We start from the raw sequence: 23,045 nt of genomic DNA on the forward strand, positions 1-23,045 counted from the left end.
TTACTTATAATTTTTACGTTCAATTAAATAATATACCAAAGGCACTACCAATAAGGTTAATATTGTTGCTGTAATCGTTCCTCCCATTAAAGAGATAGCCAATCCTTGGAAAATAGGATCAAATAAGATTACAAACGCACCAATAACTACCGTACCTGCAGTTAGTAGAATAGGAGTGGTACGTACTGCACCAGCTTCTATAACAGCTTGTTTTAACGGAACTCCTTCTGCTAAACGTAAGTTGACAAAATCAATTAATAAGACTGAGTTTCGTACCATAATTCCTGCTAGGGCAATCATTCCAATAAATGAAGTAGCTGTAAAATAAGCGCCCATCATCCAGTGTCCTAAAATAATTCCTACCATTGATAATGGAATTGCAACCATCATTACTATTGGCGCTTTAAAGTTTTGGAACCATCCTACAATTAACATGTAAATAATGATGATTACTCCTAAAAAGGCAATTCCTAAATCTCTAAACACCTCTAAGGTAATTTGCCATTCACCATCCCATTTTACGGTGTAATCATCTTCAAAATCAGGTTGTTTAATGTATAATTCATTCAATTTATATCCCTTTGGAAGTGGAATCTCTTTTAATTTTTCTTCCATCCCTAAAATTGCATACGCAGGACTCTCTAATTCACCGGCCATATCAGCCATCACATATACCACACGTTTTTGATTCTTTCTGTAAATACTTTTTGCACTGTTCTTTTCTTCAACAGCAACCAAATCACTTATAGAAACCATGTTGCCGTGTTGCGATTTAATCTGTAACTGAGCAATATCTTGAACAGAAGACTTCTCTTTTTCATCCAAAGAAAACACAATTCCTACTTGATTAGAGGCATCTTCATCATATAAAGTTGAAACCGCTCTGTTAGACAATGCCATATTCAAAGTGTAAGCAATTTGCTGAGGTGCTACACCGTATAACATTGCTTTTTCCTTGTCGATTACAAATTCATATTCCGTTTGATTGTCTTCTACCATCCAATCGATATCTACTACATCGGCTGTATTGTGTAAGATGTTTTGAACTTCGTTGGCAATTTCAATTTGCTTGTCATAATCTGGTCCGTATATTTCCGCAACAATCGTAGATAATACAGGTGGTCCTGGTGGAACTTCCACTAATTTTACATTAGCTTTAAACTTTTTAGCTATGTTTTGAATATCAGCACGCATCGATTTTGCAATGCCGTGACTTTGTATACTTCTATCTTTTTTATCAACCAAGTTTACTTGAATATCTGCCATATTACTTCCCCCACGTAAATCGTAGTGACGAACCAATCCATTAAAGGTAATAGGGGCAGAGGTACCCACATAACTTTGGTAGTTTACTACTTCTGGTCTGGTAGCCAAGTACTGTGCAATTTCTTTAGTTACCGCATCGGTACGCTCTAAAGTAGTACCTTCAGGCATGTCAATTACTACTTGGAATTCGTTCTTGTTATCAAAAGGCAACATTTTTACAGCTACCGATTTGGTAAAGAACAACGACATAGAACCTAACAATAAAACAATCGTGATTCCTAAGAAAACCCAACGTTTAGTTTTGTTTTCAATAAGAGGACGCTCGAATCGCTCATATAACTTGTAGATTAATGTACTTTGCATTGCTTTAGTCTCATCTGCTTCAAATTTTTCCTCAGCACCGTGCTTGTCTTTTTCACGTAAGAAAATATATCCTAAATATGGAGTAATCGTTAATGCAACAAATAATGACAAAATCATAGCGATAGAAGCTCCAATTGGCATCGGACTCATATAAGGCCCCATTAATCCAGATACAAACGCCATAGGTAACACCGAAGCAATTACGGTAAAGGTTGCCAATATGGTTGGATTCCCTACTTCGTTAATAGCATACAAGGCTGCTTGTTTAAATGGTAGTCGCTTCATTTTAAAATGCCTGTGCATGTTTTCAGCAATAATAATGGAATCATCTACCACAATACCCGTCACAAATACCAAAGCAAATAAGGTAATTCTGTTTAAGGTATAATCAAGCATATAGTAACTTAATAAGGTAAGCGCAAAGGTGATTGGAACTGATAAGAATACAACCAATCCACCACGCCAACCCATGGCTAACATTACTACCAAGGTTACAGCTATAATGGCACCGATTAAGTGTAATAATAATTCTGATACTTTTTGAGAGGCAGTTTCACCGTAGTTACGGGTAACTTCAACATGTACATCATCAGGAATTAAGTTGGTACGTAAATGATCAACCTTAGCTAAAATAACATCGGCAATTTGCATTGCATCAGCCCCTTTTCGTTTAGCTACCGAAATAGTTACAGCCGGATATTCTGATTGATACGTCGAAGCATTACTACTGGCTTGTCCGTACCCAAAACTTACATAGTTTTTAGGAATTTCTGGACCGTCTAGTACGTTCGCAACTTGTTTTAAATAAATCGGTTGATTTTGTTGTATACCAACCACTAAGTTTTTTACATCTTCAGCAGATTGTAAAAACTTTCCTGTAGTTACTAAAAACTCAGTGTCATTTTTATCATAACTTCCTGCACTTAGCTGCTGATTGCTGGCTTTTAGCATTTCAGTAACCGATAAAAAGTCTAGCCCACTAGCGGCTAGTTTGTCTTTATCTACGACCACACGTACTTCACGATTTCTACCTCCAATTTTTTGAGTAATCGCTACATCGTTTACCTTTTCGATTTCGTTGGTAAGTTCTTGTGCTATTTGTTTTAATTGATAGTCATCATAGTTTTCACTCCATAAGGTCAACCCTAACATAGGTACATCATCAATTGCACGTGTTTTTACCAAAGGCATCGTAACACCTTTCGGCATTTGATCCATATGTTTGTTAATCTCATTGTATAGTTTTACAAACGAGCGTTCGATGTCTTCTCCAACATAAAACTGAACAATGACCATTCCTTGTTCTTTCATCGAAGTAGAGTATACGTATTCTATTCCTTTGATGTTCGAAATTATTTTTTCTAAGGGTTTGATAACTCTCGATTCTACTTCTGTAGGGCTCGCTCCTGGATATCCTACAAAAATATCAGCCATTGGTACATCAATCTGTGGTTCTTCTTCTCTCGGAATTAAAAAAGAACTGTACACACCAATTACCATAAACACTACCATTAATAAGATGGTAAGTTTAGAGCCTATAAACCCTTTGGCTATTTTTCCTGCTAAACCTTCTTTCATGTTATATAATTTGAAAATTTGTTGATTTGATGATTTGAAAATGGGGTGACTGTTTCATTTTCAAATTTTCAAATTGATTTTATTGAATTGTAATTTTCGCTCCGTTGTATAGCTTGCCTTCAGAAGAAACAATGTAGCTTTCATCGGCTGATAAGCCTGATAATACTTCTACTTGATCTCCAAAAGTTCTTCCTAAGCGTAACCAACGTAGAACAGCGGTATTACTTTGACTTACCGTATAAATTCCTGATAGTTGTCCTTTGTTTACTAAAGCTTCTGACGGAATTAAAACCATGTCAGTACTTTTTTGTGTTTTTTCAACAGGAAACTGAACCGTAGCAAACATTCCTGATAACAAGTTGAAATCCGTTTTATCTAAGTCAATTTTAACTAAGTATTGCCCCCCTGTATTCTTTGCTGAGGTACTTACTTCCGATACTTTTCCTGTAACCGTTTTGTTAATTGATTTGATAGCTACATCAACCTTCGTATCCTTTTTAATTTGAGAAATATCACTTTCAGGTACCAACGCAGTTACTTCAAATCCGCCTTTTCCTTCTACAGATAGTAAAGGCATTCCAGGATTCGCCATTGCACCTTTATCAATAAATTTGTTCGTTACTACTCCTGAAAATGGGGCTCTGATATTCGTGTAAGCAAACTGAGAATTGATTTCATTTCTCATCTGTTTTGCTGCTTCTAAATTAGCTTTGGCAACATTGTAATGAACAGTGATATCGTCAAACTCCTTTTGAGAAGCACTGTTCTGTTCAAATAAGTTTTTAAAACGATTGTAATCTTTTTCAGCACTTGAAAATCCTGTTTTCGCTTTAATAATGTTAGCTTCTACTTGTGCTTTTTTGGCTTGTAAATCACTATTGTTGATAGACAGTAATAATTGACCTTTGTTTACTTTATCACCAACTTTTACGTGTATGTTGGTTACATAGCCCATCATACGAGTACTTAATTCAGCACTGTTGGTAGCTTCCACTTTTCCGCTTGCTGTTATAAACGGATTGTTATCATTAGCGGTTACTTTAGCAACTTTTACAGCTACTGTTGGTTTGTTGTTATTGTTTGTTGTTTCTTTTTTACCACAGCTTACTACTAAAAGTGATGCGGCAAGAGCGATTGTATATATAGTTTTCATTTGTTCGTTTTTACTATTGATTATTTTTTAGTTTACTATCTCAAAATAAATCTATGAGGTATCCAAAGGAAATTGATTTTTAAAAATCGACACAAGTGTCGGAGCATTTTAAATCTCACTTAGTGAGTTAAAAAATCTAAATAAGCTTTGGTATAGTTGTATTGATATACGGTTTGGTAATATTCTAGTTGCTTTTGAGCGTATTGTGTTTCAGCGGTTAATAAATCGGATGTTTTTTCTAACCCTTCTTTAAACCTGTTTTTTCTGATTCGTAAGGCTTCTTCTGATTGTTTTAAGGCTAATTCGGTTAGTTTTAACTGTTCCTCAGCATCGTTTAACAATCGTTTGGTATTATTTAATTCTAATTGACTTTTAGATTTGTACTGCTCGTATTCTAATCTTGATTTTTCATACTGAGCTTTACTTTTTTGCGCTTTTCCGTAGCGTTTAGAACCTTTGAAAATATCCCAAGTTAATTGTGCTCCAACTACATATCCACTAGCATCTGCATTGAAAATTTTATCATCGTACAGTTCGTAACTACCAAAAGCATTTAAGCGTGGAAGAAAATCCATTTTATCTGCTTTGTGCATTTTTTGATAGGCTTCAGAAGCTAACTCCATTGCTTTAATGTCTGAACGATTTTCAGAAATAGTAACGTCAGCTAGTTGATTCGTTAAGTGTACTTGCAAACTATCTGAAGGTTCATAAATGTTGTTTTGTTTTTCGTTCATTAAAAAAGACAAGTAGTTAGAGGTATTTAGTACATTACTTTTTGCTGATTGTAATTGATTTTTTACTTCGGTAACTCTAACTTCAACAGCTAATACATCTGCACGTTGTAAATACCCTTGCTTAAAGCTGTTTTCTGCCATTTGTTGGTTGGCTTCCGCGGCTTTTAAGGCTTTTTCTAATACTGAAACTCCCTTGTGGGCTAATTGCAATTGCATGTATGCTTTTTCTACTTCTAACAATAAATACTCTTGAGTACGTTGCGTTTGCAAGTTGGTTGCTTCCATTTTGGTTTTAGCGGCTTTACGTTGGTAAATACCATCTAAATTCACTAAAGGTTGTTGTACTTCAATTTTAGTAGCGAAGTTTTGTGTTCGCTTTGGATTGTTTAATAAATCAGGATTGAAATCTGCTTGCGTTAAAATTTCCTGATTCAATTTACTACCAAATGCCATTAATGGATTGGTTGTTACAATTCCTGTATGAGAGGCAGTAATATTTGGTAAGAATACAGCATTGGTTTGCTTATAATCGGCACGTGCTTGCTGATAGTTTTGTTCAGATATTTTTAAAGAGGTGTTATTTTCCTGAACTCTTTTTAAAACTTCACCTTTTGAAATGGAAATTTTAGTTTGAGCTTTTATAGTAGTAGCCATAAAAAAAGCGACTATAAATAAACTAACATATGATTTTTTCATCTTAACTATTTTGTTACAGCAAATTTAGTGGCATAAAACACAGTAGTCAGTAACTAATGTTACAATGAAAAAACGCCTAAACAAAAGTCTAGACGTTATTTACTAACAATTAAAAATCAACTAATACTTGGAAATGTTTCTGTTAAATGCGTTTAAGTGATTGTATGAAGCGTTTAATAAATTGGTATATACATTTATACTGTATTCATTATTGGTGTTCTTAATAGCTAACTGTAGATCCTCAATATCTTTTTCTTCAATTAGCTTACCTACTTCAAGTGCATCTAGTTTAGATTTTTGTCCTTTACTTATTAATTCATCATATAACTTTTGAAGTTCAGAATTTTTAAAAACACCTCTTTCTTTATTTAAGGTAAAGACAATATTATTGTATTGTAATAAACCTTTCATGGCGTTCATATGTCGTTCTTCGCTTTGACTGATGTTTCCAAAAACACGTAGGTTCCATTTTTCATCAAGGAAGTTATAAACATCAAAAGCTAATTTTTCTTCCTCTAACATCAAAAGCATTTCGTTTTTTTCTTGTTGAGAAAGAGTAAGATCGGTATTGTTTGTATTCTGGCAAGAGCTACTAACACTTGAAAAAAGTAATAAGAATAGCAAGCCTATTGTGTTTAATGTTTTCATAATAACAGCTTTTAAATTATATACTAATTTAAATATTGTGTAGGCTGTAGTCTGCAACTTTAGTTACATAGGAGTAAGGTTTTAATAGAATGTCTTTTATTTAGTTAAGTATAAGAACTAGACTAATGCTCGCCATAGTCTACATCATCCATTTTTCCTTTAAAAACTTTATACTGAATAACAAAATAAACAACTACTAGGATTGCAGCTATAAAAAACCAATTTAAACCTACGGACAAACCATACTCGTTAGCAGCTACATTATAAATTGTTAAATCGGGATTTATGTTATTGGTTGAAGGTAAAACTTTAGGGAAAATTGAAGCGACTGTAGTTGCCAAACCTCCTAATAAAAACAAAGAAGAATATAAAAAACCAGTGATGTGTTTTTTGTGCTTTTTTACGTTGAATAAACCAAATAACCCTACAAAAGTTAGCAGAGGGAAAATCCATAAAAAAGGATGCTCTATGAAATTATGAAATGGTTTAGGCTCTATAACATGCCAAGCGATTAATGAAATAATTACTAAACCTAATAAAACAAAAGAAAGAGTAAAAACAACCTTTTTTAGTTGGTTGTTAATACTAGCATTAGTTTTGAAAATAACCCAATTAGCACCATGGATAGTTAGTGATACCACTGCAATAATTCCCAGAAGTAAAGTAAACCAATCTATAACTCCAAGTGTTTCAGAATGAGGAGAGAATTCCGAATTCCATAAAGGAAGGAAGAAATAATGTGCCTCATGAGTTGAAATACCATTTACCACATTTCCTAGATTAACACCACGTACGACATTTCCTAATGCAACTCCAAAAAATAAGGCAAGAAGTAAACTGGCAATTCCAAAAGCTTTATCCCAAATACTTTCCCATATTTTATTATGTATTTGTCCGCGAAGCTCTAAACCAATAGCTCTAAAAATTAGTAACCATAAAACCATCATTAAAGGAAGATAAAAACCACTAAATGAAGAAGCATATAAAGTAGGAAAAGCAAAAAATAAGACACCACCTGCAGCGATTAACCATACTTCGTTTGCATCCCAAAAAGGACCTATTGCTTTTACAACCTTTTTTTTGTCTTCTTCTTTTTTAGCAAAGAATAAATGAATAATTCCTGCGCCAAAATCATAACCATCTAAAATAACATAAATGGCTAACATTGTAACTAATACTACATACCAAAATAGTTCCATAACTTAACGTGTTGTTTGAGGTCCTTTGTTAATTATTTTTCCAACTAAAATTAAAAATAACATTCCTAATAGTAAGTATAAACCTATAAACCCTAAAAGAGTAAATAAAGTGTTTCCTGATGATACTGTAGGAGATGCTCCAGCAGATGTTCGTAATAAGTTATAAACTAACCAAGGTTGACGACCTAGTTCAGCAGTATACCAACCAGTGGTGTTAGCAATATAAGGAAATGGAATCATGAAGAGTAATGACCATAAAATCCACTTTGTATCATATAACTTTTTTCTAAATAATTGAACAATGCTAGCTAGCATCAAAGCAATAAAAATAGTTCCTAATCCCACCATTATATGATATGCATAATACAAACCCGGTATATTTGTTGGGTAGTTTTTTTCATCAAATTCATTGAGTCCTTTAATCTCAGCATTCCATTCTTGATAGGTTAAAAAGCTTAAGATGTTAGGAACAGCAATTTTATTGTCTAATTTTTTCTCCAGCATATTTGGTTGTCCAATCAGCACTATTTCAGAGCCTCCTTTTTCTGTTTCAAATATTCCTTCCATAGCAGCAAAGGTTATAGGTTGATATTTGACAACATTTTTAGCAGCTAAATCGCCAGTAGGAAAAGCAACCAAAATAGAAGCAATAACACCAAAAATAACTCCAGTTTTTAAAAATAATTTACCAAATTCTAAGTGCTTCTTGTTTAAAAGATATAGAGCTCCAATACCAGCTACTACAAAAGAACTAGTAACCAAAGAAGCTGCTTGATTATGTAAATAAGAAGGCCATAACCACGGGTTTGAGAATAAGGCTGAAAAGTTATTTAGTACAAATTTACCGTTGGCTAGTATTTCATATCCTACAGGATTTTGCATCCAAGAATGTGTAGCTATAATTAGAAAACCACTCGCCCAAGAACCTAAAAAGACAAGGAATCCAGTTAAAAAATGAAGCTTATGTCCTAGTTTTTTCTCTCCAAATAAAAACAGCCCTAAAAAGGAAGATTCTAAAAAGAAAGAAAACATCCCTTCCATAGCTAATGTTTGACCTATAATACCACCAGTAAGCTCAGAGAACTTAGCCCAGTTAGTTCCAAATTGAAATTCCATAGGAATCCCAGTAACAACTCCCATGGCAAAGTTTAAAGCAAAGATTTTCATCCAAAACTTAGCAGCGTCGTTGTATTTTTCAAGTTTAGTTCTTAAAAATTTCCATTTAAAGAAGACTATCATTAGTGATAGTCCCATTGTTAATTGTGGAAATAAGTAGTGAAAAGTAATAGTGAAAGCAAACTGCATTCTGTCATAAAAGAGCATGTCTTCCATACCGAAGATTGTTTATGAGGTTATTAAATAAGAACGTTTTTTAGTAGCAATAAGGTGTAATAAAAATAATGATATTATTTCACATGACTATTAATAATACTAATCAAATCGTTCTTATATAACATTCCTGATTGTCTCCATAATAGTTTGCCTTCTTTAAAAAGCATAAAAGTAGGTACTCCTCTAATTTGATAGGTGTTTGCTATTTGCGGATTTTTATCAATATCTATTTTTAAAATAGTAACATTTTCACCTAAATCTTGTTTAACCTCCTTTAAAATTGGTGCCATCATTTTACATGGACCGCACCATTCTGCAAAGAAATCAACCAATACAGGTTTCTTACCTTTTATTATGTCTGAAAAATTTCCCATGTTTTAATTTTAAATGAATTATTTACTGTCGTTGTTAAATGAAATACTCCAAATACCACGTACTTGATTTACATCGTAACCCTGCGCTTTATCCGAAGGATATAAAAGAGCTAATTCTTGCAAAGTCTCGGTTTTTATTTGTGTTTTAGGAGTTCCATGGCATTGTAAGCACATGTTGTTCGTTATAATTGGATAATAGAATTGGGTTGTGCTTCCTACCTGTTTCGTAACGGGTTTGATGGTTTCGTTGTTGCTTACCACTTTTTTATAGCCTTCAATAATCTCTAATTCTTCTTTGTTAGCAGCATTGTTAGGGTTTCTAGGTTTATCAGAAACTCTTTTGATTGTAGCATTGAACTTCGTAGCCATACTATCGGTTAATTTGTAAGCTTGTTCGTTGCAAAATTGTAAAGCGTGTAAAGTTCCTTGTTTTTGAATAGCTCCCATTAAGTTTTTACCTAATACTTTTTTGGTTTCCATGGCGTATTCTAGTCCAATTTCTTCTGGAGTTTTGTCAGGTTCAGTACTGCTTACTTTTCTACCTGAATTGATATAGCTTTTACCTTGTTTAGACTCCCAATGCTCTTTAAACCAACTAGGTTCTTCAATTTGATAGTTGTACAAATAATCAGCTATTTTTTTAAGGTCTTCTTCTTCAAATTTTTGATACGGCATTAGTCCAAATCGTTTAACAGCACCTCTCATTTTAGCGCTTTCTTCTGTAGGATTTAGTACGAAACTTACAAAACTTTTAGTAAATTCTTCTTCCGTAGTATTTGCATTAGCATAATGAGCTTTGATAGCAATCATTGGAGGAGCTACTCTTTCGTCATGAGGTGTAGAAGCATTATGACATACAAAGCAGCTTGTTTCAAGCAATTTTTTCCCTGGAGGAATACTAGCTTCTACAGTTGTAATGTCTTTAGTGTTTTTTTTAGAGTAATCACTTTTTTTAGTTTGATTACAGCTAACAATAGATAAAATTGTAAGTAAGGCTATTAATTTTTTCATCGTTCTAATATTTAGTATAAAGGTAGAACGATTCTCTTATAAAAAATGTAACTTAAGTTACAAGGTTAAAGTTCTAACACTTTAATCTGATTTCTATTCAGCTCTATTTTATCTTTTTTTTCTAACGCTTTTAAAAGTCTAGATACAACAACTCGAGAGGTGTGTAAGTCGTTAGCTATTTGTTGGTGTGTTACGCTAATTGTTTCGTTTTGGTTTACTAGAGCTTTATCTTTTAAATACTTTAACAAACGTTGATCCATGTTTAGAAAAGCAATAGTATCAATAGCATCAATAAATTCTTGTAGTCTACTATGATAACTATGTAAAATAAACTCTTGCCAACTTTTATATTTACTAAGCCATTCACTCATTTTTTGCTTAGGTATCATTAAAAGTTTTACATCAGTTTCTGCAACCGCTTTTATTTTACTTTTAGTTTCACCCATACAACATGAAAGCGTCATGGCGCAAGTATCACCTTTTTCAATATAGTATAAAACGAGGTCGTCACCTTCTTTATCTTCACGTAAGATTTTAATTGCACCACTTAAAAGTAGAGGTATAGAGGTAATGTAGCTTCCTATATCAATAATTACATCATTTGCTTTTACATCTTTTGCTATGGCAACATCAGCTATCTCTTTTAATAATGCATCTTCAAATAAATACCCGTAGTATTTCTGTAAGTCTTCAATCAAGATAAAATATTTTTTGTAAAAATAGGTAATTATTTACACTTTAGATATACATAAAATAGTAGTTAATCTATGATTTTAATCAGTTTTTTAGTTGAATTTAATACTGAAATTTGAAATAGTTAATAACATAAAACTATAGTAAAATGAAAAAAAGAACTCCAGTTTCAGCTATAATGACCAAAGAAGTAATTACGTTAAGTAGTACGGATGATTTAATGACTGCGGAAAAAATATTTAAAAAAGAGAAGATAAGACATATTCCAGTAGTAAGTGGAAGCGAAATTAAAGGAATGTTAAGTTATACAGATTTGTTACGAATTAGTTTTGCAGATGCTGTTGATGATAATGAAACAGATGTAGACACTGTGGTATACAATATGTTTACAATAAACCAAGTAATGGCAAAAAACTTAGTAACCGTAAATTCAGATACAACTGTTAAAGAGGTTGCGGAGATTTTAGCGAAAAAAGAATTTCATGCATTGCCTGTTGTAGATAATAATGAATTGGTGGGTATCGTAACAACGACTGATTTAATTAACTTTTTACTAGAACAATTTTAAAAGAAAAGGAGGCTTTTTAGCCTCCTTTTTTAATTTATAATATTTTTTAAGTTTTCAATTGTATCTGTAGGGTTATCACTACTAAAAACAAAACTACCTGCTACTAGTACATCAGCACCCACTTCGATTAGCTTATTTGCATTTTGGTCAGTTACACCTCCATCAATTTCAATTAAGGTAGATGCCTCGCTAAATTCAATCAAGTTTTTTAATTGTTGAATTTTTTTGTACGTATTTTCAATAAATGACTGTCCACCAAACCCAGGATTTACACTCATAATACAAACCACATCTAAGTCTTTGATGATGTCTTCTAAAACAGCGATTGGTGTATGCGGATTTAAAGCAACTCCTGCTTTCATTCCAGCTGCTTTAATAGCTTGAATTGTTCTATGTAAGTGAGTACAAGCTTCGTAGTGTACGGTTAAGATGTCAGCTCCTAAATCGGCAAAAGTTTGAATATAACGATCAGGATCTACAATCATTAAGTGTACATCAATAGTTTTGTTAGCATGTTTTGTAATTGATTTTAAAACAGGCATTCCAAAAGAGATATTTGGTACAAAAACACCGTCCATAATATCAATGTGAAACCAATCAGCATCACTATTGTTAACCATTTCAACATCACGTTGTAGGTTTCCAAAATCAGCCGCTAAAATTGATGGGGCTACAAGTTTTTTCATTACTATAAGTTGTTGTGTTGTTATTTGATGCAAATATAGTTAAAACCAAGTGCATTAAAACCAAAAAGAAAGCTCTCGTATAGAGAGCTTTCATTCATTAATCAAAAAACGAATAGTTATGATAACTATTTGTTATTGTATATAGGTTTATCCTAAATATGTCATTAAAATCTTACTACGAGATGTATGCTTTAATCTTCTAATAGCTTTTTCTTTAATTTGACGAACACGTTCACGAGTTAAATCGAAAGTTTCTCCAATTTCTTCTAAGGTCATTGGTTGGTGTTCACCTAAACCAAAGTATAGCTTAACAACATCAGCTTCACGTGGAGTTAAAGTTTCTAAAGCACGATTAATCTCAATACGTAACGATTCGTGTAATAAAGTTTTATCTGGGTTTGGTGATTCACCAGAGTTCAATACATCGTATAAGTTAGAATCTTCACCTTCGATTAAAGGAGCATCCATTGATACGTGACGACCCGAGTTTTTCATCGATTCTTTAACGTCGTTAACAGTCATGTCTAATTTCTTAGCAATTTCTTCAGCACTTGGTGGGCGCTCATTTTCTTGCTCTAAGAAAGCATACATTTTGTTAATTTTATTGATCGAACCAATTTTGTTTAACGGTAAACGTACAATACGAGATTGTTCTGCTAAGGCTTGTAAGATAGATTGACGAATCCACCATACAGCATATGAAATAAATTTAAAACCACGAGTTTCGTCAAAACGTTTAGCAGCTTTAATTAATCCTAAATTTCCTTCGTTAATTAAATCAGGAAGAGTTAATCCTTGATTTTGGTATTGTTTTGCAACCGATACCACAAAACGTAAGTTAGCCTTGGTTAGTTTTTCAAGAGCTCTTTGGTCACCAGCTTTAATTCTTTGCGCTAATTCTACTTCTTCATCGGCAGTAATTAAGTCTACTTTTCCTATTTCTTGCAAATATTTGTCTAAAGACGCGGTTTCTCTGTTGGTAACCTGTTTTGTAATTTTAAGTTGTCTCATTCTACTTCAAATGTATTTTAATTTCAGTCTACATTATCTTATACGTAAGCATTGAGTCTTTTGTTACAAAAAAGATGTTTTTTTTGAGATAATTTATTTGGTTGTTCAATATTGGTTAACTTTGTAGGTTAAAAAAAGAAAAAGTAAGTGACCTTCTTTTAAATACTGTGTCTTACTACTATAACTAAAGGAAAACTAACTATACTGCCCCTTGGAAAGTATTGATGTAACAAAATTAAGCGACGAAGAATTGGTGCGTAAAATAGTAGAGAAAAATGATACTCATTTATTTGCTGCTTTATACGACCGTTATGCTGGTGTGGTATATAACAAATGTTATGGATTTTCATCAAGTAAAGAGGAAGCGCAAGACTTAACTCATGATGTGTTTATTCGTTTATTTGTAAAATTGAGAACTTTTAAAGGAAAATCGAAGTTTTCTACTTGGTTATATTCTTTTACGTACAATTTTTGTGTAAACTACGTACAAAGAGATAAAGAAAAGAAACGAGAAAAAGTAACTGTAGTAACAGATGAAATAAAAGAAGAAAGCAATATTGAAGATATTGATGATGCGACACTATTCGAGTTAAAGTCAGACAAATTAGCTAAAGCACTCGAAATGATTTCTCCTTCAGAAAAAATGATTTTATTAATGAAATATCAAGATGAAATGAGCATAAAAGATATTTCTGAAGGATTAGAATTAGGAGAGAGTGCAGTAAAAATGCGCTTAAAAAGAGCAAAGGATAAAGTAGTAAAAGCGTATAATGAATTGTAATAATTATGGATAATCCGTTCAAAAAAATATTACATAACGAAGAGTTGCCCGAAGTACTTAAAAGCAAAGTGCTTAATGACGTGGCAATGATAAAACTATCCATAGACATGGCTGACTTATTTGTTGTTAAATACCCTAGCACCATCATCGATTTAGTAGGAGGAGGAAAAGCGAAAGAAAAAAAAGACGAGACTAATTAATTGAACCAAATATAGAATACTAGTTATGAATTTTTTAGAAATAGATATTTTACAGCCTTTTAAAGATATTTTTCAAGAGATTATAAACACGCTGCCTATGATAGCCATGTTTGTTCTCTTTGTTATTCTTTCATGGTTAGTAATAAAAGTGTTTTTATACGTAGTAAGAAAAGCACTAGCGAAGACTAAAATTGATGAATGGTCTAAAAAACTACGAAAAACAGAAATTTTTGGTGATAGTACAATAAATATTGTATTAACCAATGTGATTTTAGCTGTTTTAAAGTGGTTTTTAATTTTTGTTTTTGTAATGGTGGGAGCTGAAATGTTTGGATTAAACATCGTTTCAGACGGGATAAAAAGCTTCTTCGCTTACCTGCCTAAATTATTAACTGCGTTAGGAATTTTTGTTGCAGGAGCCTATTTAGGAACTGTAGTAAAAAAAGCAATCCAATCCATGTTTAAGTCTCTTGAAGTTTCAGGAGGAAACTTGGTAGGGAATATAGCTTTTTATTTAATCGTTGTTTTTTTATCGATTACAGCATTAGATCAAGCAGGAGTGGATACTTCAGTAATAAAAAGTAACGTAACATTATTAATTGGATCAGTGCTTTTAGCTTTTACTTTAGCCTTTGGTTTTGGTGCAAGAGAAGCCGTTGCTAGATTACTTTTCGGGTATTATTCTAGAAAGAATATAGAGATAGGATCTAAGGTTATTATTAATGATGTTGAAGGAGTTGTTGTTGCTATAGATAATATTTGTGTAACCATTGCTACTGTAGATGGGAAGGTTATTTTACCAATTAAAGATGTGGTAGATAACAAAATAGTTATAAAAAATTAGTAAAAATTTAACATTTTTTATATCTTTGACTTTACTAAAAACAATGTTTTTTACAGTACGATAGATTTCGGGGGACTTCTATCTAATAATAAAGAGAAATCTTTATGAAAGAAGGTCGCGAAAGTGACCTTTTTTTATTTTATGAATGTGACTTATAAATGTAAAACGTGTCTAACTATATAGTAAATAGATTTCGGGGGATTTCTATCTAATGCAAAGAAAAAGGCTATCAGAATTCTGATAGCCTTTTCTATTATAGAAAATAAAAATATAGTCTTATTCAAAAGCTAAGTGTAAAAATACACCTCTGGTTCCTAAGTAATTAATAGGATCTGTCCACTGAGAAGCTTTGTTATCGTATTTAACTTCGTTATTTATAGCAAAAACACCTCTTATTGAAGGAGAAAATTTAAAGTAACTTAAGTAAAAATCTACTCCAATACCAACTTCGTACATAAAGTTGTTGGTTGTTGTTCTAAATTCTCCAGCAAAATTATCATCGCTATTTCGTTCGTTACTCGAAAAATTATGATCGTACGAAACTCCACCTATCACATAAGGTCTCATGTTATTAAGTCTGTTTGTGCTAAATTTTAATAATAAAGGCATATGTAAGTATGTAGCACCAACTTCACGCGTAGTTATGTTTTCTGGACCAGATATATGATTGAAACGTAATGTTTTGGTATTTGACATTAAACCAGGCTCAAAACGTAGGTTTATGTTGTTGTGAAGTCTTAAATCGGCAATTAAACCAACATTAAACCCAACAGACGACTCTACTTCAATTTCGGGATTGTCAATGCTACTTGGTTTGTAGCCAATTTTATAACCATTATTATTGGCTCCTAAATAAAAACCGTAGTGAAAAAGAGGTTTATCAAAACTAGGAAGTTTTAATATTTTTTCTCTTTGAGCTTGAGCAGCAATAGAAACTGCGAAAAATCCGAAAAGTAAAAGCCTTTTTAACATACTATTTTAAAGCGGTATAAATTGATGCAACACCAAAGGTTACAGGTATATTCTTTGCATTCTTAAACCCATTTTTTTGCAAAATATTGTTGAAAGCCTCTCCAAAAGGAAAAGAATTTGCTGTTTCAGATAAATAAGCGTAGGCAACTTTGTCTTTTGAAAATAGTTTACCGATAACAGGTAAAATAAAATTAGTATACAATTTATACCCTTGTTTAAAAGGAAATTTGGTTGGATTTGAGGTTTCTAACACCACAAATTTACCCCCAGGTTTTAGTACACGAAGTATTTCGGTTATACCTTTATCTAAATTTTCAAAATTTCTAACACCAAAAGAAACTGTAATAGCATCAAAAGTATTGTCAGGGAAAGGGATGTTTTCACTATCGCCAACAACCATTTCTATTTTGTTTGATAAGTTGGCTTTGGCAACTTTTTGTCTACCTACTTGTAGCATTCCTTCAGAAATGTCTAAACCAACAATTCTTTCAGGATTTAATTCAGACATCATTAAGGCTAAATCACCAGTACCAGTAGCGATATCTAAAATTTGTTTCGGATTATTTTCTCCTACCAGCTTTACTACTTTCTTACGCCAGCTAACATCTATTCCAAAAGAAATAACACGGTTTAATCCGTCATAATCTTCAGAAATATTGTCAAACATTTTAGCAACTTGCTCTTTCTTTCCTAATTCAGAATCTTTATATGGTTTGATGTTTTCAGACATGTGTTTTTGTATGGTTTACGGTGAATTATCCGTTAATAGCGACTACTTCGTTAATTTGATTTGGTAACATTTCTTTTAGCATGGTTTCAATACCATTTTTCAAGGTTACTGTTGAAGACGGACATCCGCTACATGCTCCTTGTAAAATAACGCTTACTCGTTTGCTTTCTGCGTCGTATGACTGAAAAGCAATGTTTCCTCCATCAGAAGCAACAGCAGGCTTGATATATTCATCTAGAATATCAACAATTTTATTTTCAACATCAGTTAAATTCTCTTTAGGAATTTCAACGTTTTGTTTTGTTTGTTGCTTTGGTAATTCAGTAATGATTTCTTTACCTTCTTGGATAAAGTTGCGAATAAATGTACGAACCTCTTGGTAAACTTCATTCCATTCAATCATATCGTATTTTGTAATAGAAATATAGTTTTCAGAAATGAAAATTTCTTTTACAAAAGGAAAATTGAATAAGGCTTGGGCTAGAGGAGAAGACTTACTAGCTTCTTCAATATTTGTAAACTCAACGTCAGTTTGTGTTAACGCTTTGTTAGTTCCGAATTTCATTACAGCTGGATTCGGAGTAACTTCCGCATACACTTCAATAGCGTCTTTTTTAGTAGTTTCTTCTTTAACTACCGAATTTCCACTTTGAATATAAGCTTCAATTTGTTCTCTAACTTCTTCTTCAACATCCTCCCATTGTACGATATCGTATCGTTGAATTGCTATAAAATTAGCAGTCACTAATACTTTTTTTACAAATGGAAGATAAAAAAGTTGTTGAGCTAAAGGTGAGTTTTTAGCTTCGTCAATATTGTTGTATTCATAACTACCACCATTGACTAAAATTTTGTTGCTAACAAACTTTAAGATGGTTTCGTTATTGGTTTCTTGTATGTTTATTTTGATAGAACTCATAAGTTTTAAATAAGGAGCAAAATTAAGGTAAAAAACTGAGATATGGATATATAAAAAATCCTGCATAAAGCAGGACTTTTATATGGTCTTTTCAAGAATTATAAACTGAATGTTACGGTTCCAGAAATTCTTGAGGTATTGTTTTTAATTGCTAAATCGCTGTTTTGATAAATTGTGTAATATTCTTTGTTGTTAGATTTGGTATAACTTAAGTCAATTTTCATATTGCCAAAGTTGTATCCTAATCCAGCAGAGAAACCTTGTATGTTATCATCGTCAGTATTACCGCCTAAAAGTAAATTAGGATCTTTTTCGTAATGGTATCCACCTCGTACGCTCATGTTATCAAAGCGCCATTCGGTACCGATATTTAAAGCATGAGTATTTCTGTAATCGTGAGTAAAACTAGCGTTAGTGCTCGAAAAGTCTCCGTCGCTAAACTTTATGTTTTTAAAATCTTTATAGGTATAGTCTACACTAATTAAACCTTTTTTACCTATTACATAAGCTCCACTTGCGGTGAATCTGCTAGGGGTTTTGAACTTATATAAATAAGCCTCAGGGCCAATAATATCAAGATCTTCAGAAATGTTTAGGTTTTCAACTCTATCCATGTAAAGTTCATCGTAATAATCTTCTAAAACTTCTTGATACCATGTAGGTGTTTCATAAGCTAAACCAAGTCTAATATTCTGGTCGAGTTTGTAAATGAATCCTAAACCGATTGAAAAACCTGTTCCTTGTATATAACTTTCGGTATAATTTTCTACATCTAAAATATTGCCATCTATATCATCATTTATTTCATTAAACAAATGTTCTCTGTAAAATTCTATATCATGAAAGTTTAAAGATGCACCAACATGTAGTTTGTTTTGGTGTACAGATGAAAACCCTAAACTAAATACACTCGATTTTCCGTCAATATAACTTGAGTTGTATTGGTCGAGACTTCTATCAAACTGAGTTTTTATTGCTTTTGGATCGGCAACATGTTCGTTATAAATTAAATATTGACTATTACCTTCTGCAGCATGAAATCCGCTAAAATCTTTTTTGATTCGGTAATTAAAAGTCAACGCAAAACGATTCCAATCAGAGTTAAGTGCAGAATCAAAAGATAAAATACCTCCTGCTTGCGTTAAGTTGAAAAAATCATCTTCTGTATTCGTAGAATTTCCATAGTAATTAGAGGTGTATTCTGTGTTTCTATTACCTAAAGTAACACCAAAGGTACTTTTAATAGCAACTGCACTACCTGCAGGGTTAATTCCGAAGGAAGAAATATCGCCTCCTAAGGCACCGAAAGCACCACTCATGGCTTCGAAACGAGCGGTTCCGTAGTTGTCGTCTTTAGAAAATAAAACTCCTAAATCATTATAGTTTAAATATTGTGAATAGGCAGTAAACGTACTGGCAATACCAATTGCTAAAGCTAAAATTCTTTTCATCTGTTTATTTTTTTAATTATCTCCTAGGGCTTCTTGAACTATTGCTTCTTGAGCTTGAATTATTTCCAGAAGAATTACTTCGAGAACTTCTAGATGGTGCAGAATAACTACGAGAAGAGCTGTTAGAAGATCTTGAATAGCTTCTGTTGTTTCTAGTGTTGTTGTTGCGAGAAGCGTATTCTTTTTTACTTCGGTTATTAGATCTATTATAGCTACGAGAATTTCTTGTTGAAGTAGATTTTTTTGCAGCTCTATTACTATTGTTTGCGTTGTAACTTCTAGAGTTTCTTGTAGACCTTGTTACACTTCTGTTGTTGTAAGGATTATCATTGTTGCTTCTTACAGCATGTCCTCTAGAGCTTCTACTTCTAGTAGTACGTGGTACGCTTCTGTAACTTCCGTTAGAACGAGTTCCGCTAGAATTGTAACTTCTTGTTCTGGTAGAACGATTTATAGTTCTGTTGTTAGATCTGTTGCTTCTTGTGTTATAACCTCTAGTGTCTCTTGTAGAACGAGTATTTCTAGAACTACGATAAGTTCTGTCGTTGCTTCTTCTATATACATCAGAAGAACGTCTTGAAACAGTAGTTCCTCTACGATTAGTCGTATATCCTCTTCTAGAGCTTGAAGCTACTCGGTTGTTTCTATAGTAGTTAGCGCCTCTATAAGGTCTGTAGTAGGTGTTGTTGTAGTATCTGTTGTAATAATAAGGTCTGTAATAATTGTATCCGTAGTAAGGAGAGTTCCAGTAAGAACCATAATAACCACCTCCTAAACCAACATAGAATCCAGAGTTCCAATGGTAAGGGTGCCAATGATGGTTATACCCCCAATAGTTGTAGTAACGAGGTCTCCACCAAGGTCTGTAATAGTCATAATAGGTGTCGTAATACCAAGAATTGTAGTAACTTCCCCATCTAGGGTAAGTATTAATATTAATTACTACATCGCTGCTGTTACTTGTATACCCCCAAGGTTCGTTATTATAAGTAATTCTTGTTTGAGGTTCTTCTTCGTAAATATCTTCCTCTTCATAATAATCAGCATTTTCAGATTTGTAGTTTTCTATATCTGTAAAAATATCTGTTCCGTTTAAAGTACCTAAACGTTCTACTTCTTTAGTAAAGTAATTTTCTTCGTAATCATCATATTCTCTTTCGTCAACAATAATTACTCTACGTTCTGGTTGTTCAATGTCGTCTGCATAAATTCCATCATCGTAACCAGTAGTCGTTTGTGCAGATCCACAAGAAACGAATGTTGCTACCGTAAAAAGCGATAGAATAAAAAGAGGAAGTTTGGTATTGGCGTATTGGAACTTCATGACCTTAGGTTTTTAGTTAATACAAATTATTTTTTTATTGAGCAGCAAAAATTAATTTCTTTGTTGGGCTTGTTACCTTATTTAATGTAGTTTTGCAGACACAATTTACGCATAAAAAATAACAATATTTATGCCAAACTTTTGAATATGAGCAAACATTTAACAAAAAGAGTCGAAGATTACTCGAAATGGTATAACGAATTGATTGTCAAAGCTGATTTAGCTGAAAACTCAGCGGTTAGAGGATGTATGGTAATTAAGCCCTACGGATTTGCAATTTGGGAAAACATGCAAAAAGAGTTAGATAGAATGTTTAAAGAAACAGGACATCAAAATGCATACTTTCCTCTTTTTGTTCCCAAAAGTTTGTTTGAAGCTGAAGAGAAAAATGCTGAAGGTTTTGCAAAAGAGTGTGCGGTAGTTACACATTATCGTTTGCAGAACGACCCTGAAAGAGAAGGAAAGCTTCGTGTAGATCCTGAAGCAAAGTTAGAAGAAGAGTTAGTAGTTCGTCCAACCTCCGAAGCAATTATTTGGAATACTTATAAAGGATGGATTCAATCACACAGAGATTTACCATTATTAATAAATCAATGGGCGAATGTGGTACGTTGGGAAATGCGTACACGTTTATTTTTACGTACAGCAGAATTTTTATGGCAAGAAGGTCATACAGCACATGCTACAAAAACTGAAGCAATTGCAGAAGCAAAGCAAATGCAAGAAGTATATGCAACTTTTGCTGAAGAGTTCATGGCAATGCCAGTGGTAAAAGGTGCAAAAAGTGAGAGTGAGCGTTTCGCAGGAGCTGATGACACCTTAACTATTGAAGCGTTAATGCAAGATGGAAAAGCTTTACAAGCAGGAACATCACACTTCTTAGGTCAGAACTTTGCAAAAGCGTTTGATGTAAAGTATACATCAAAAGAAGGAAAGCAAGAATATGTTTGGGCTACATCTTGGGGAGTGTCAACTCGTTTAATTGGTGGGTTGATTATGACACATTCTGACGATGCAGGTTTAGTATTACCTCCAAAGTTAGCGCCAATTCAAGTAGTAATCGTTCCTATACACAAAGGAGAAGAGCAATTAGACACTATTTCAGAAAAGGTAGATGTAATTGTAAAAGAATTACGAGCTAAAGGAATATCAGTAAAATTTGACGATAGAGACACTTTTAGACCAGGAGCTAAGTTCGCAGAATACGAATTAAAAGGAGTGCCTGTTCGAATTGCTATGGGAGCTCGTGATTTAGAAAACGGTACAGTTGAGGTTGCACGTCGTGATACTTTTGAAAAACAAACAGTTTCTAGAGAAGAGGTAGTAGATGTCGTAGCGAACTTATTGGAAGAGATCCAAGAGAATTTATATACAAGAGCGCTAAACTACAGAAACGATCATATTACAGAGGTAAACACATTCGATGAGTTTAAAGATGTGATAGAAAACAAAGGAGGATTCGTTTCTGCTCACTGGGATGGTACTATTGAAACAGAAGATACCATTAAAGAATTAACGAAAGCAACGATAAGATGTATTCCTAACGACGCAAAAGAAGAGGAGGGAGTATGTGTGTTTACAGGGAAACCATCTACTAAAAGAGTGCTTTTTGCCAAGGCTTATTAAAAAAAATAAAAAAAAGCTTTGTGTAATAAAAAACAGTTTCTATATTTGCACCCGCAATCGCAAAATAGATTGTTTTGGTCCGTTCGTCTAGGGGTTAGGACGCCAGGTTTTCATCCTGGTAACACGGGTTCGATTCCCGTACGGACTACAAGTTCTTAAGCTAGTTTTAGAGTAAAAATAAAACTAATAAAAAGATAAAAATTATTGCAAATAACAAAAAGAGTTGTATATTTGCACCCGCAATCAGAACGATTGTTTTGGTCCGTTCGTCTAGGGGTTAGGACGCCAGGTTTTCATCCTGGTAACACGGGTTCGATTCCCGTACGGACTACAAGTTTTTTATAAACAATTAACGAATTTAGTACAATGGCAAATCATAAGTCAGCATTAAAGAGAATCAGAAGTAACGAAGCGAAGCGCTTAAGAAATAAATATCAGCATAAAACTACACGTAATGCTGTTAGAAAATTAAGAGCTACAGAAGATAAGAAGGAAGCAGAAGGAATGTTTTCGACTGTTGTATCTATGTTAGATAAGTTAGCAAAGAACAACGTTATTCATAAGAATAAAGCAGCAAACTTAAAGTCAAAGTTGGCTAAACACGTTGCAGCTTTATAAGAGTTTTAAGGTTAGTTAATAGTTAAAAACGCCCCGATTTTATCGGGGCGTTTTTGTTTTATAGTTAAGTTTAAAATGTACTTTCTTTTTTTTTGATTCGAAATTAGTAATATAAATCACTAACGACGGCTGTAAATAAACTAACAGAATCAGTTTATTCCATATATAATCTGTAGGATAAGCTCATAGAGTGGGATAGAGGTTACAAAATCTATAATTTCAAGTGTTAATTAACTCGTTAGGTTTTTAGATCGTTTTATTGAAGAAG

At 33.0% G+C, this 23,045-nt stretch carries 22 protein-coding genes and 2 tRNA genes; 8 read left to right on the forward strand and 16 right to left on the reverse strand.

What is annotated here, in order from left to right:
• The 9 genes from ACR9ES_RS10890 to ACR9ES_RS10930 all read right to left on the reverse strand — a co-directional run bounded on the left by ACR9ES_RS10890 (position 1) and on the right by ACR9ES_RS10930 (position 11,052).
• Positions 1–3,207 carry an efflux RND transporter permease subunit gene (locus ACR9ES_RS10890; protein ID WP_435254232.1) on the reverse strand — a complete coding sequence of 1,069 codons (3,207 nt, stop codon included), beginning with the start codon at positions 3,205–3,207 and terminating at the stop codon, positions 1–3.
• A gap of 79 nt (positions 3,208–3,286) precedes the next feature.
• Positions 3,287–4,360 (reverse strand): efflux RND transporter periplasmic adaptor subunit, encoded by a 1,074-nt coding sequence (locus ACR9ES_RS10895; RefSeq protein ID WP_435254233.1) that lies wholly within the window; start codon positions 4,358–4,360, stop codon positions 3,287–3,289.
• 119 nt (positions 4,361–4,479) lie between these two features.
• Positions 4,480–5,790, reverse strand: a complete 1,311-nt coding sequence (locus tag ACR9ES_RS10900) for a TolC family protein (protein WP_435254234.1) — start codon at positions 5,788–5,790, stop codon at positions 4,480–4,482.
• A 120-nt stretch (positions 5,791–5,910) separates the two neighbouring features.
• The gene (locus ACR9ES_RS10905) at positions 5,911–6,438 is read right to left on the reverse strand and encodes a ferritin-like domain-containing protein (protein ID WP_274633723.1); all 528 of its coding nucleotides are present in this window, start codon (positions 6,436–6,438) and stop codon (positions 5,911–5,913) included.
• A 122-nt stretch (positions 6,439–6,560) separates the two neighbouring features.
• On the reverse strand, positions 6,561–7,637 hold the full coding sequence (cydB, locus tag ACR9ES_RS10910) for a cytochrome d ubiquinol oxidase subunit II (protein WP_435254235.1): 1,077 nt from the start codon (positions 7,635–7,637) through the stop codon (positions 6,561–6,563).
• Between the two features lie 3 nt (positions 7,638–7,640).
• Positions 7,641–8,969, reverse strand: a complete 1,329-nt coding sequence (locus tag ACR9ES_RS10915; protein WP_435254236.1) for a cytochrome ubiquinol oxidase subunit I — start codon at positions 8,967–8,969, stop codon at positions 7,641–7,643.
• 74 nt (positions 8,970–9,043) lie between these two features.
• Entirely contained in the window at positions 9,044–9,343 is a 300-nt protein-coding gene (trxA, locus tag ACR9ES_RS10920; RefSeq protein WP_274633725.1) for a thioredoxin, read from the reverse strand.
• A gap of 18 nt (positions 9,344–9,361) precedes the next feature.
• Entirely contained in the window at positions 9,362–10,354 is a 993-nt protein-coding gene (locus ACR9ES_RS10925; protein WP_435254237.1) for a Tll0287-like domain-containing protein, read from the reverse strand.
• A 65-nt stretch (positions 10,355–10,419) separates the two neighbouring features.
• Positions 10,420–11,052: a Crp/Fnr family transcriptional regulator gene (locus ACR9ES_RS10930; RefSeq protein ID WP_274633727.1), complete on the reverse strand. Its 633-nt coding sequence runs from the start codon at positions 11,050–11,052 to the stop codon at positions 10,420–10,422.
• Positions 11,053–11,195: 143 nt separating this feature from the next.
• Between ACR9ES_RS10930 and ACR9ES_RS10935 the strand changes: the two genes are divergently transcribed.
• A complete protein-coding gene (locus tag ACR9ES_RS10935) occupies positions 11,196–11,615 on the forward strand; it encodes a CBS domain-containing protein (protein ID WP_435254238.1) in 420 nt (139 codons plus the stop codon).
• A 29-nt stretch (positions 11,616–11,644) separates the two neighbouring features.
• On the opposite strand, the gene rpe is transcribed toward ACR9ES_RS10935, so the two are convergent.
• Positions 11,645–12,301, reverse strand: coding sequence for a ribulose-phosphate 3-epimerase (gene rpe, locus ACR9ES_RS10940; protein ID WP_274633729.1), 657 nt, complete (start codon positions 12,299–12,301; stop codon positions 11,645–11,647).
• Positions 12,302–12,448: 147 nt separating this feature from the next.
• Positions 12,449–13,312: a sigma-70 family RNA polymerase sigma factor gene (locus tag ACR9ES_RS10945; protein WP_028891227.1), complete on the reverse strand. Its 864-nt coding sequence runs from the start codon at positions 13,310–13,312 to the stop codon at positions 12,449–12,451.
• Positions 13,313–13,523: 211 nt separating this feature from the next.
• Between ACR9ES_RS10945 and ACR9ES_RS10950 the strand changes: the two genes are divergently transcribed.
• Genes ACR9ES_RS10950 through ACR9ES_RS10960 form a run of 3 tightly spaced genes read left to right on the forward strand, consistent with a single transcriptional unit; the run spans position 13,524 to position 15,137 of the window.
• On the forward strand, positions 13,524–14,093 hold the full coding sequence (locus ACR9ES_RS10950) for an RNA polymerase sigma factor (RefSeq protein ID WP_435254239.1): 570 nt from the start codon (positions 13,524–13,526) through the stop codon (positions 14,091–14,093).
• 5 nt (positions 14,094–14,098) lie between these two features.
• Positions 14,099–14,293 carry a hypothetical protein gene (locus ACR9ES_RS10955; protein ID WP_274633731.1) on the forward strand — a complete coding sequence of 65 codons (195 nt, stop codon included), beginning with the start codon at positions 14,099–14,101 and terminating at the stop codon, positions 14,291–14,293.
• 25 nt (positions 14,294–14,318) lie between these two features.
• Positions 14,319–15,137 carry a mechanosensitive ion channel family protein gene (locus ACR9ES_RS10960; protein WP_435254240.1) on the forward strand — a complete coding sequence of 273 codons (819 nt, stop codon included), beginning with the start codon at positions 14,319–14,321 and terminating at the stop codon, positions 15,135–15,137.
• Between the two features lie 276 nt (positions 15,138–15,413).
• Here ACR9ES_RS10960 and ACR9ES_RS10965 read toward each other — a convergent pair whose 3' ends face one another.
• From ACR9ES_RS10965 to ACR9ES_RS10985, 5 genes are all read right to left on the reverse strand, one after another.
• Positions 15,414–16,109 carry a porin family protein gene (locus ACR9ES_RS10965; RefSeq protein WP_435254241.1) on the reverse strand — a complete coding sequence of 232 codons (696 nt, stop codon included), beginning with the start codon at positions 16,107–16,109 and terminating at the stop codon, positions 15,414–15,416.
• Position 16,110: 1 nt separating this feature from the next.
• Positions 16,111–16,839 (reverse strand): bifunctional demethylmenaquinone methyltransferase/2-methoxy-6-polyprenyl-1,4-benzoquinol methylase UbiE, encoded by a 729-nt coding sequence (gene ubiE / locus ACR9ES_RS10970; RefSeq protein ID WP_435254242.1) that lies wholly within the window; start codon positions 16,837–16,839, stop codon positions 16,111–16,113.
• Positions 16,840–16,864: 25 nt separating this feature from the next.
• On the reverse strand, positions 16,865–17,758 hold the full coding sequence (locus ACR9ES_RS10975; RefSeq protein ID WP_435254243.1) for a NifU family protein: 894 nt from the start codon (positions 17,756–17,758) through the stop codon (positions 16,865–16,867).
• 98 nt (positions 17,759–17,856) lie between these two features.
• On the reverse strand, positions 17,857–19,209 hold the full coding sequence (locus ACR9ES_RS10980; protein WP_298996480.1) for an OmpP1/FadL family transporter: 1,353 nt from the start codon (positions 19,207–19,209) through the stop codon (positions 17,857–17,859).
• Positions 19,210–19,225: 16 nt separating this feature from the next.
• Positions 19,226–20,533, reverse strand: a complete 1,308-nt coding sequence (locus ACR9ES_RS10985) for a hypothetical protein (RefSeq protein WP_435254244.1) — start codon at positions 20,531–20,533, stop codon at positions 19,226–19,228.
• A 147-nt stretch (positions 20,534–20,680) separates the two neighbouring features.
• Here ACR9ES_RS10985 and proS point away from each other — a divergent pair, with 147 nt between their 5' ends.
• The 4 genes from proS to rpsT all read left to right on the forward strand — a co-directional run bounded on the left by proS (position 20,681) and on the right by rpsT (position 22,777).
• Positions 20,681–22,159 (forward strand): proline--tRNA ligase, encoded by a 1,479-nt coding sequence (gene proS / locus ACR9ES_RS10990; protein WP_435254245.1) that lies wholly within the window; start codon positions 20,681–20,683, stop codon positions 22,157–22,159.
• 76 nt (positions 22,160–22,235) lie between these two features.
• Positions 22,236–22,307: transfer RNA gene (locus ACR9ES_RS10995), tRNA-Glu, on the forward strand.
• A gap of 111 nt (positions 22,308–22,418) precedes the next feature.
• Positions 22,419–22,490 (forward strand) — tRNA-Glu (locus ACR9ES_RS11000).
• A 35-nt stretch (positions 22,491–22,525) separates the two neighbouring features.
• Positions 22,526–22,777: a 30S ribosomal protein S20 gene (gene rpsT / locus ACR9ES_RS11005; protein WP_435254246.1), complete on the forward strand. Its 252-nt coding sequence runs from the start codon at positions 22,526–22,528 to the stop codon at positions 22,775–22,777.
• The last annotated feature ends 268 nt before the right edge of the window (positions 22,778–23,045 follow it).

Origin of the sequence: Tenacibaculum sp. A30 (genome assembly GCF_051200845.1) — a bacterium.
Lineage (GTDB): Bacteria > Bacteroidota > Bacteroidia > Flavobacteriales > Flavobacteriaceae > Polaribacter.

What these genes read in the sequence shown, in the direction of transcription:
- ACR9ES_RS10890 (WP_435254232.1), bottom strand. Translation starts at nt 3,207, where the DNA reads ATGAAAGAAGGTTTAGCAGGAAAAATAGCCAAAGGGTTTATAGGCTCT.
- ACR9ES_RS10895 (WP_435254233.1), bottom strand. Translation starts at nt 4,360, where the DNA reads ATGAAAACTATATATACAATCGCTCTTGCCGCATCACTTTTAGTAGTA.
- ACR9ES_RS10900 (WP_435254234.1), bottom strand. Translation starts at nt 5,790, where the DNA reads ATGAAAAAATCATATGTTAGTTTATTTATAGTCGCTTTTTTTATGGCT.
- ACR9ES_RS10905 (WP_274633723.1), bottom strand. Translation starts at nt 6,438, where the DNA reads ATGAAAACATTAAACACAATAGGCTTGCTATTCTTATTACTTTTTTCA.
- cydB (WP_435254235.1), bottom strand. Translation starts at nt 7,637, where the DNA reads ATGGAACTATTTTGGTATGTAGTATTAGTTACAATGTTAGCCATTTAT.
- ACR9ES_RS10915 (WP_435254236.1), bottom strand. Translation starts at nt 8,969, where the DNA reads ATGGAAGACATGCTCTTTTATGACAGAATGCAGTTTGCTTTCACTATT.
- trxA (WP_274633725.1), bottom strand. Translation starts at nt 9,343, where the DNA reads ATGGGAAATTTTTCAGACATAATAAAAGGTAAGAAACCTGTATTGGTT.
- ACR9ES_RS10925 (WP_435254237.1), bottom strand. Translation starts at nt 10,354, where the DNA reads ATGAAAAAATTAATAGCCTTACTTACAATTTTATCTATTGTTAGCTGT.
- ACR9ES_RS10935 (WP_435254238.1), top strand. Translation starts at nt 11,196, where the DNA reads ATGAAAAAAAGAACTCCAGTTTCAGCTATAATGACCAAAGAAGTAATT.
- rpe (WP_274633729.1), bottom strand. Translation starts at nt 12,301, where the DNA reads ATGAAAAAACTTGTAGCCCCATCAATTTTAGCGGCTGATTTTGGAAAC.
- ACR9ES_RS10945 (WP_028891227.1), bottom strand. Translation starts at nt 13,312, where the DNA reads ATGAGACAACTTAAAATTACAAAACAGGTTACCAACAGAGAAACCGCG.
- ACR9ES_RS10955 (WP_274633731.1), top strand. Translation starts at nt 14,099, where the DNA reads ATGGATAATCCGTTCAAAAAAATATTACATAACGAAGAGTTGCCCGAA.
- ACR9ES_RS10960 (WP_435254240.1), top strand. Translation starts at nt 14,319, where the DNA reads ATGAATTTTTTAGAAATAGATATTTTACAGCCTTTTAAAGATATTTTT.
- ACR9ES_RS10965 (WP_435254241.1), bottom strand. Translation starts at nt 16,109, where the DNA reads ATGTTAAAAAGGCTTTTACTTTTCGGATTTTTCGCAGTTTCTATTGCT.
- ubiE (WP_435254242.1), bottom strand. Translation starts at nt 16,839, where the DNA reads ATGTCTGAAAACATCAAACCATATAAAGATTCTGAATTAGGAAAGAAA.
- ACR9ES_RS10975 (WP_435254243.1), bottom strand. Translation starts at nt 17,758, where the DNA reads ATGAGTTCTATCAAAATAAACATACAAGAAACCAATAACGAAACCATC.
- ACR9ES_RS10980 (WP_298996480.1), bottom strand. Translation starts at nt 19,209, where the DNA reads ATGAAAAGAATTTTAGCTTTAGCAATTGGTATTGCCAGTACGTTTACT.
- ACR9ES_RS10985 (WP_435254244.1), bottom strand. Translation starts at nt 20,533, where the DNA reads ATGAAGTTCCAATACGCCAATACCAAACTTCCTCTTTTTATTCTATCG.
- proS (WP_435254245.1), top strand. Translation starts at nt 20,681, where the DNA reads ATGAGCAAACATTTAACAAAAAGAGTCGAAGATTACTCGAAATGGTAT.
- rpsT (WP_435254246.1), top strand. Translation starts at nt 22,526, where the DNA reads ATGGCAAATCATAAGTCAGCATTAAAGAGAATCAGAAGTAACGAAGCG.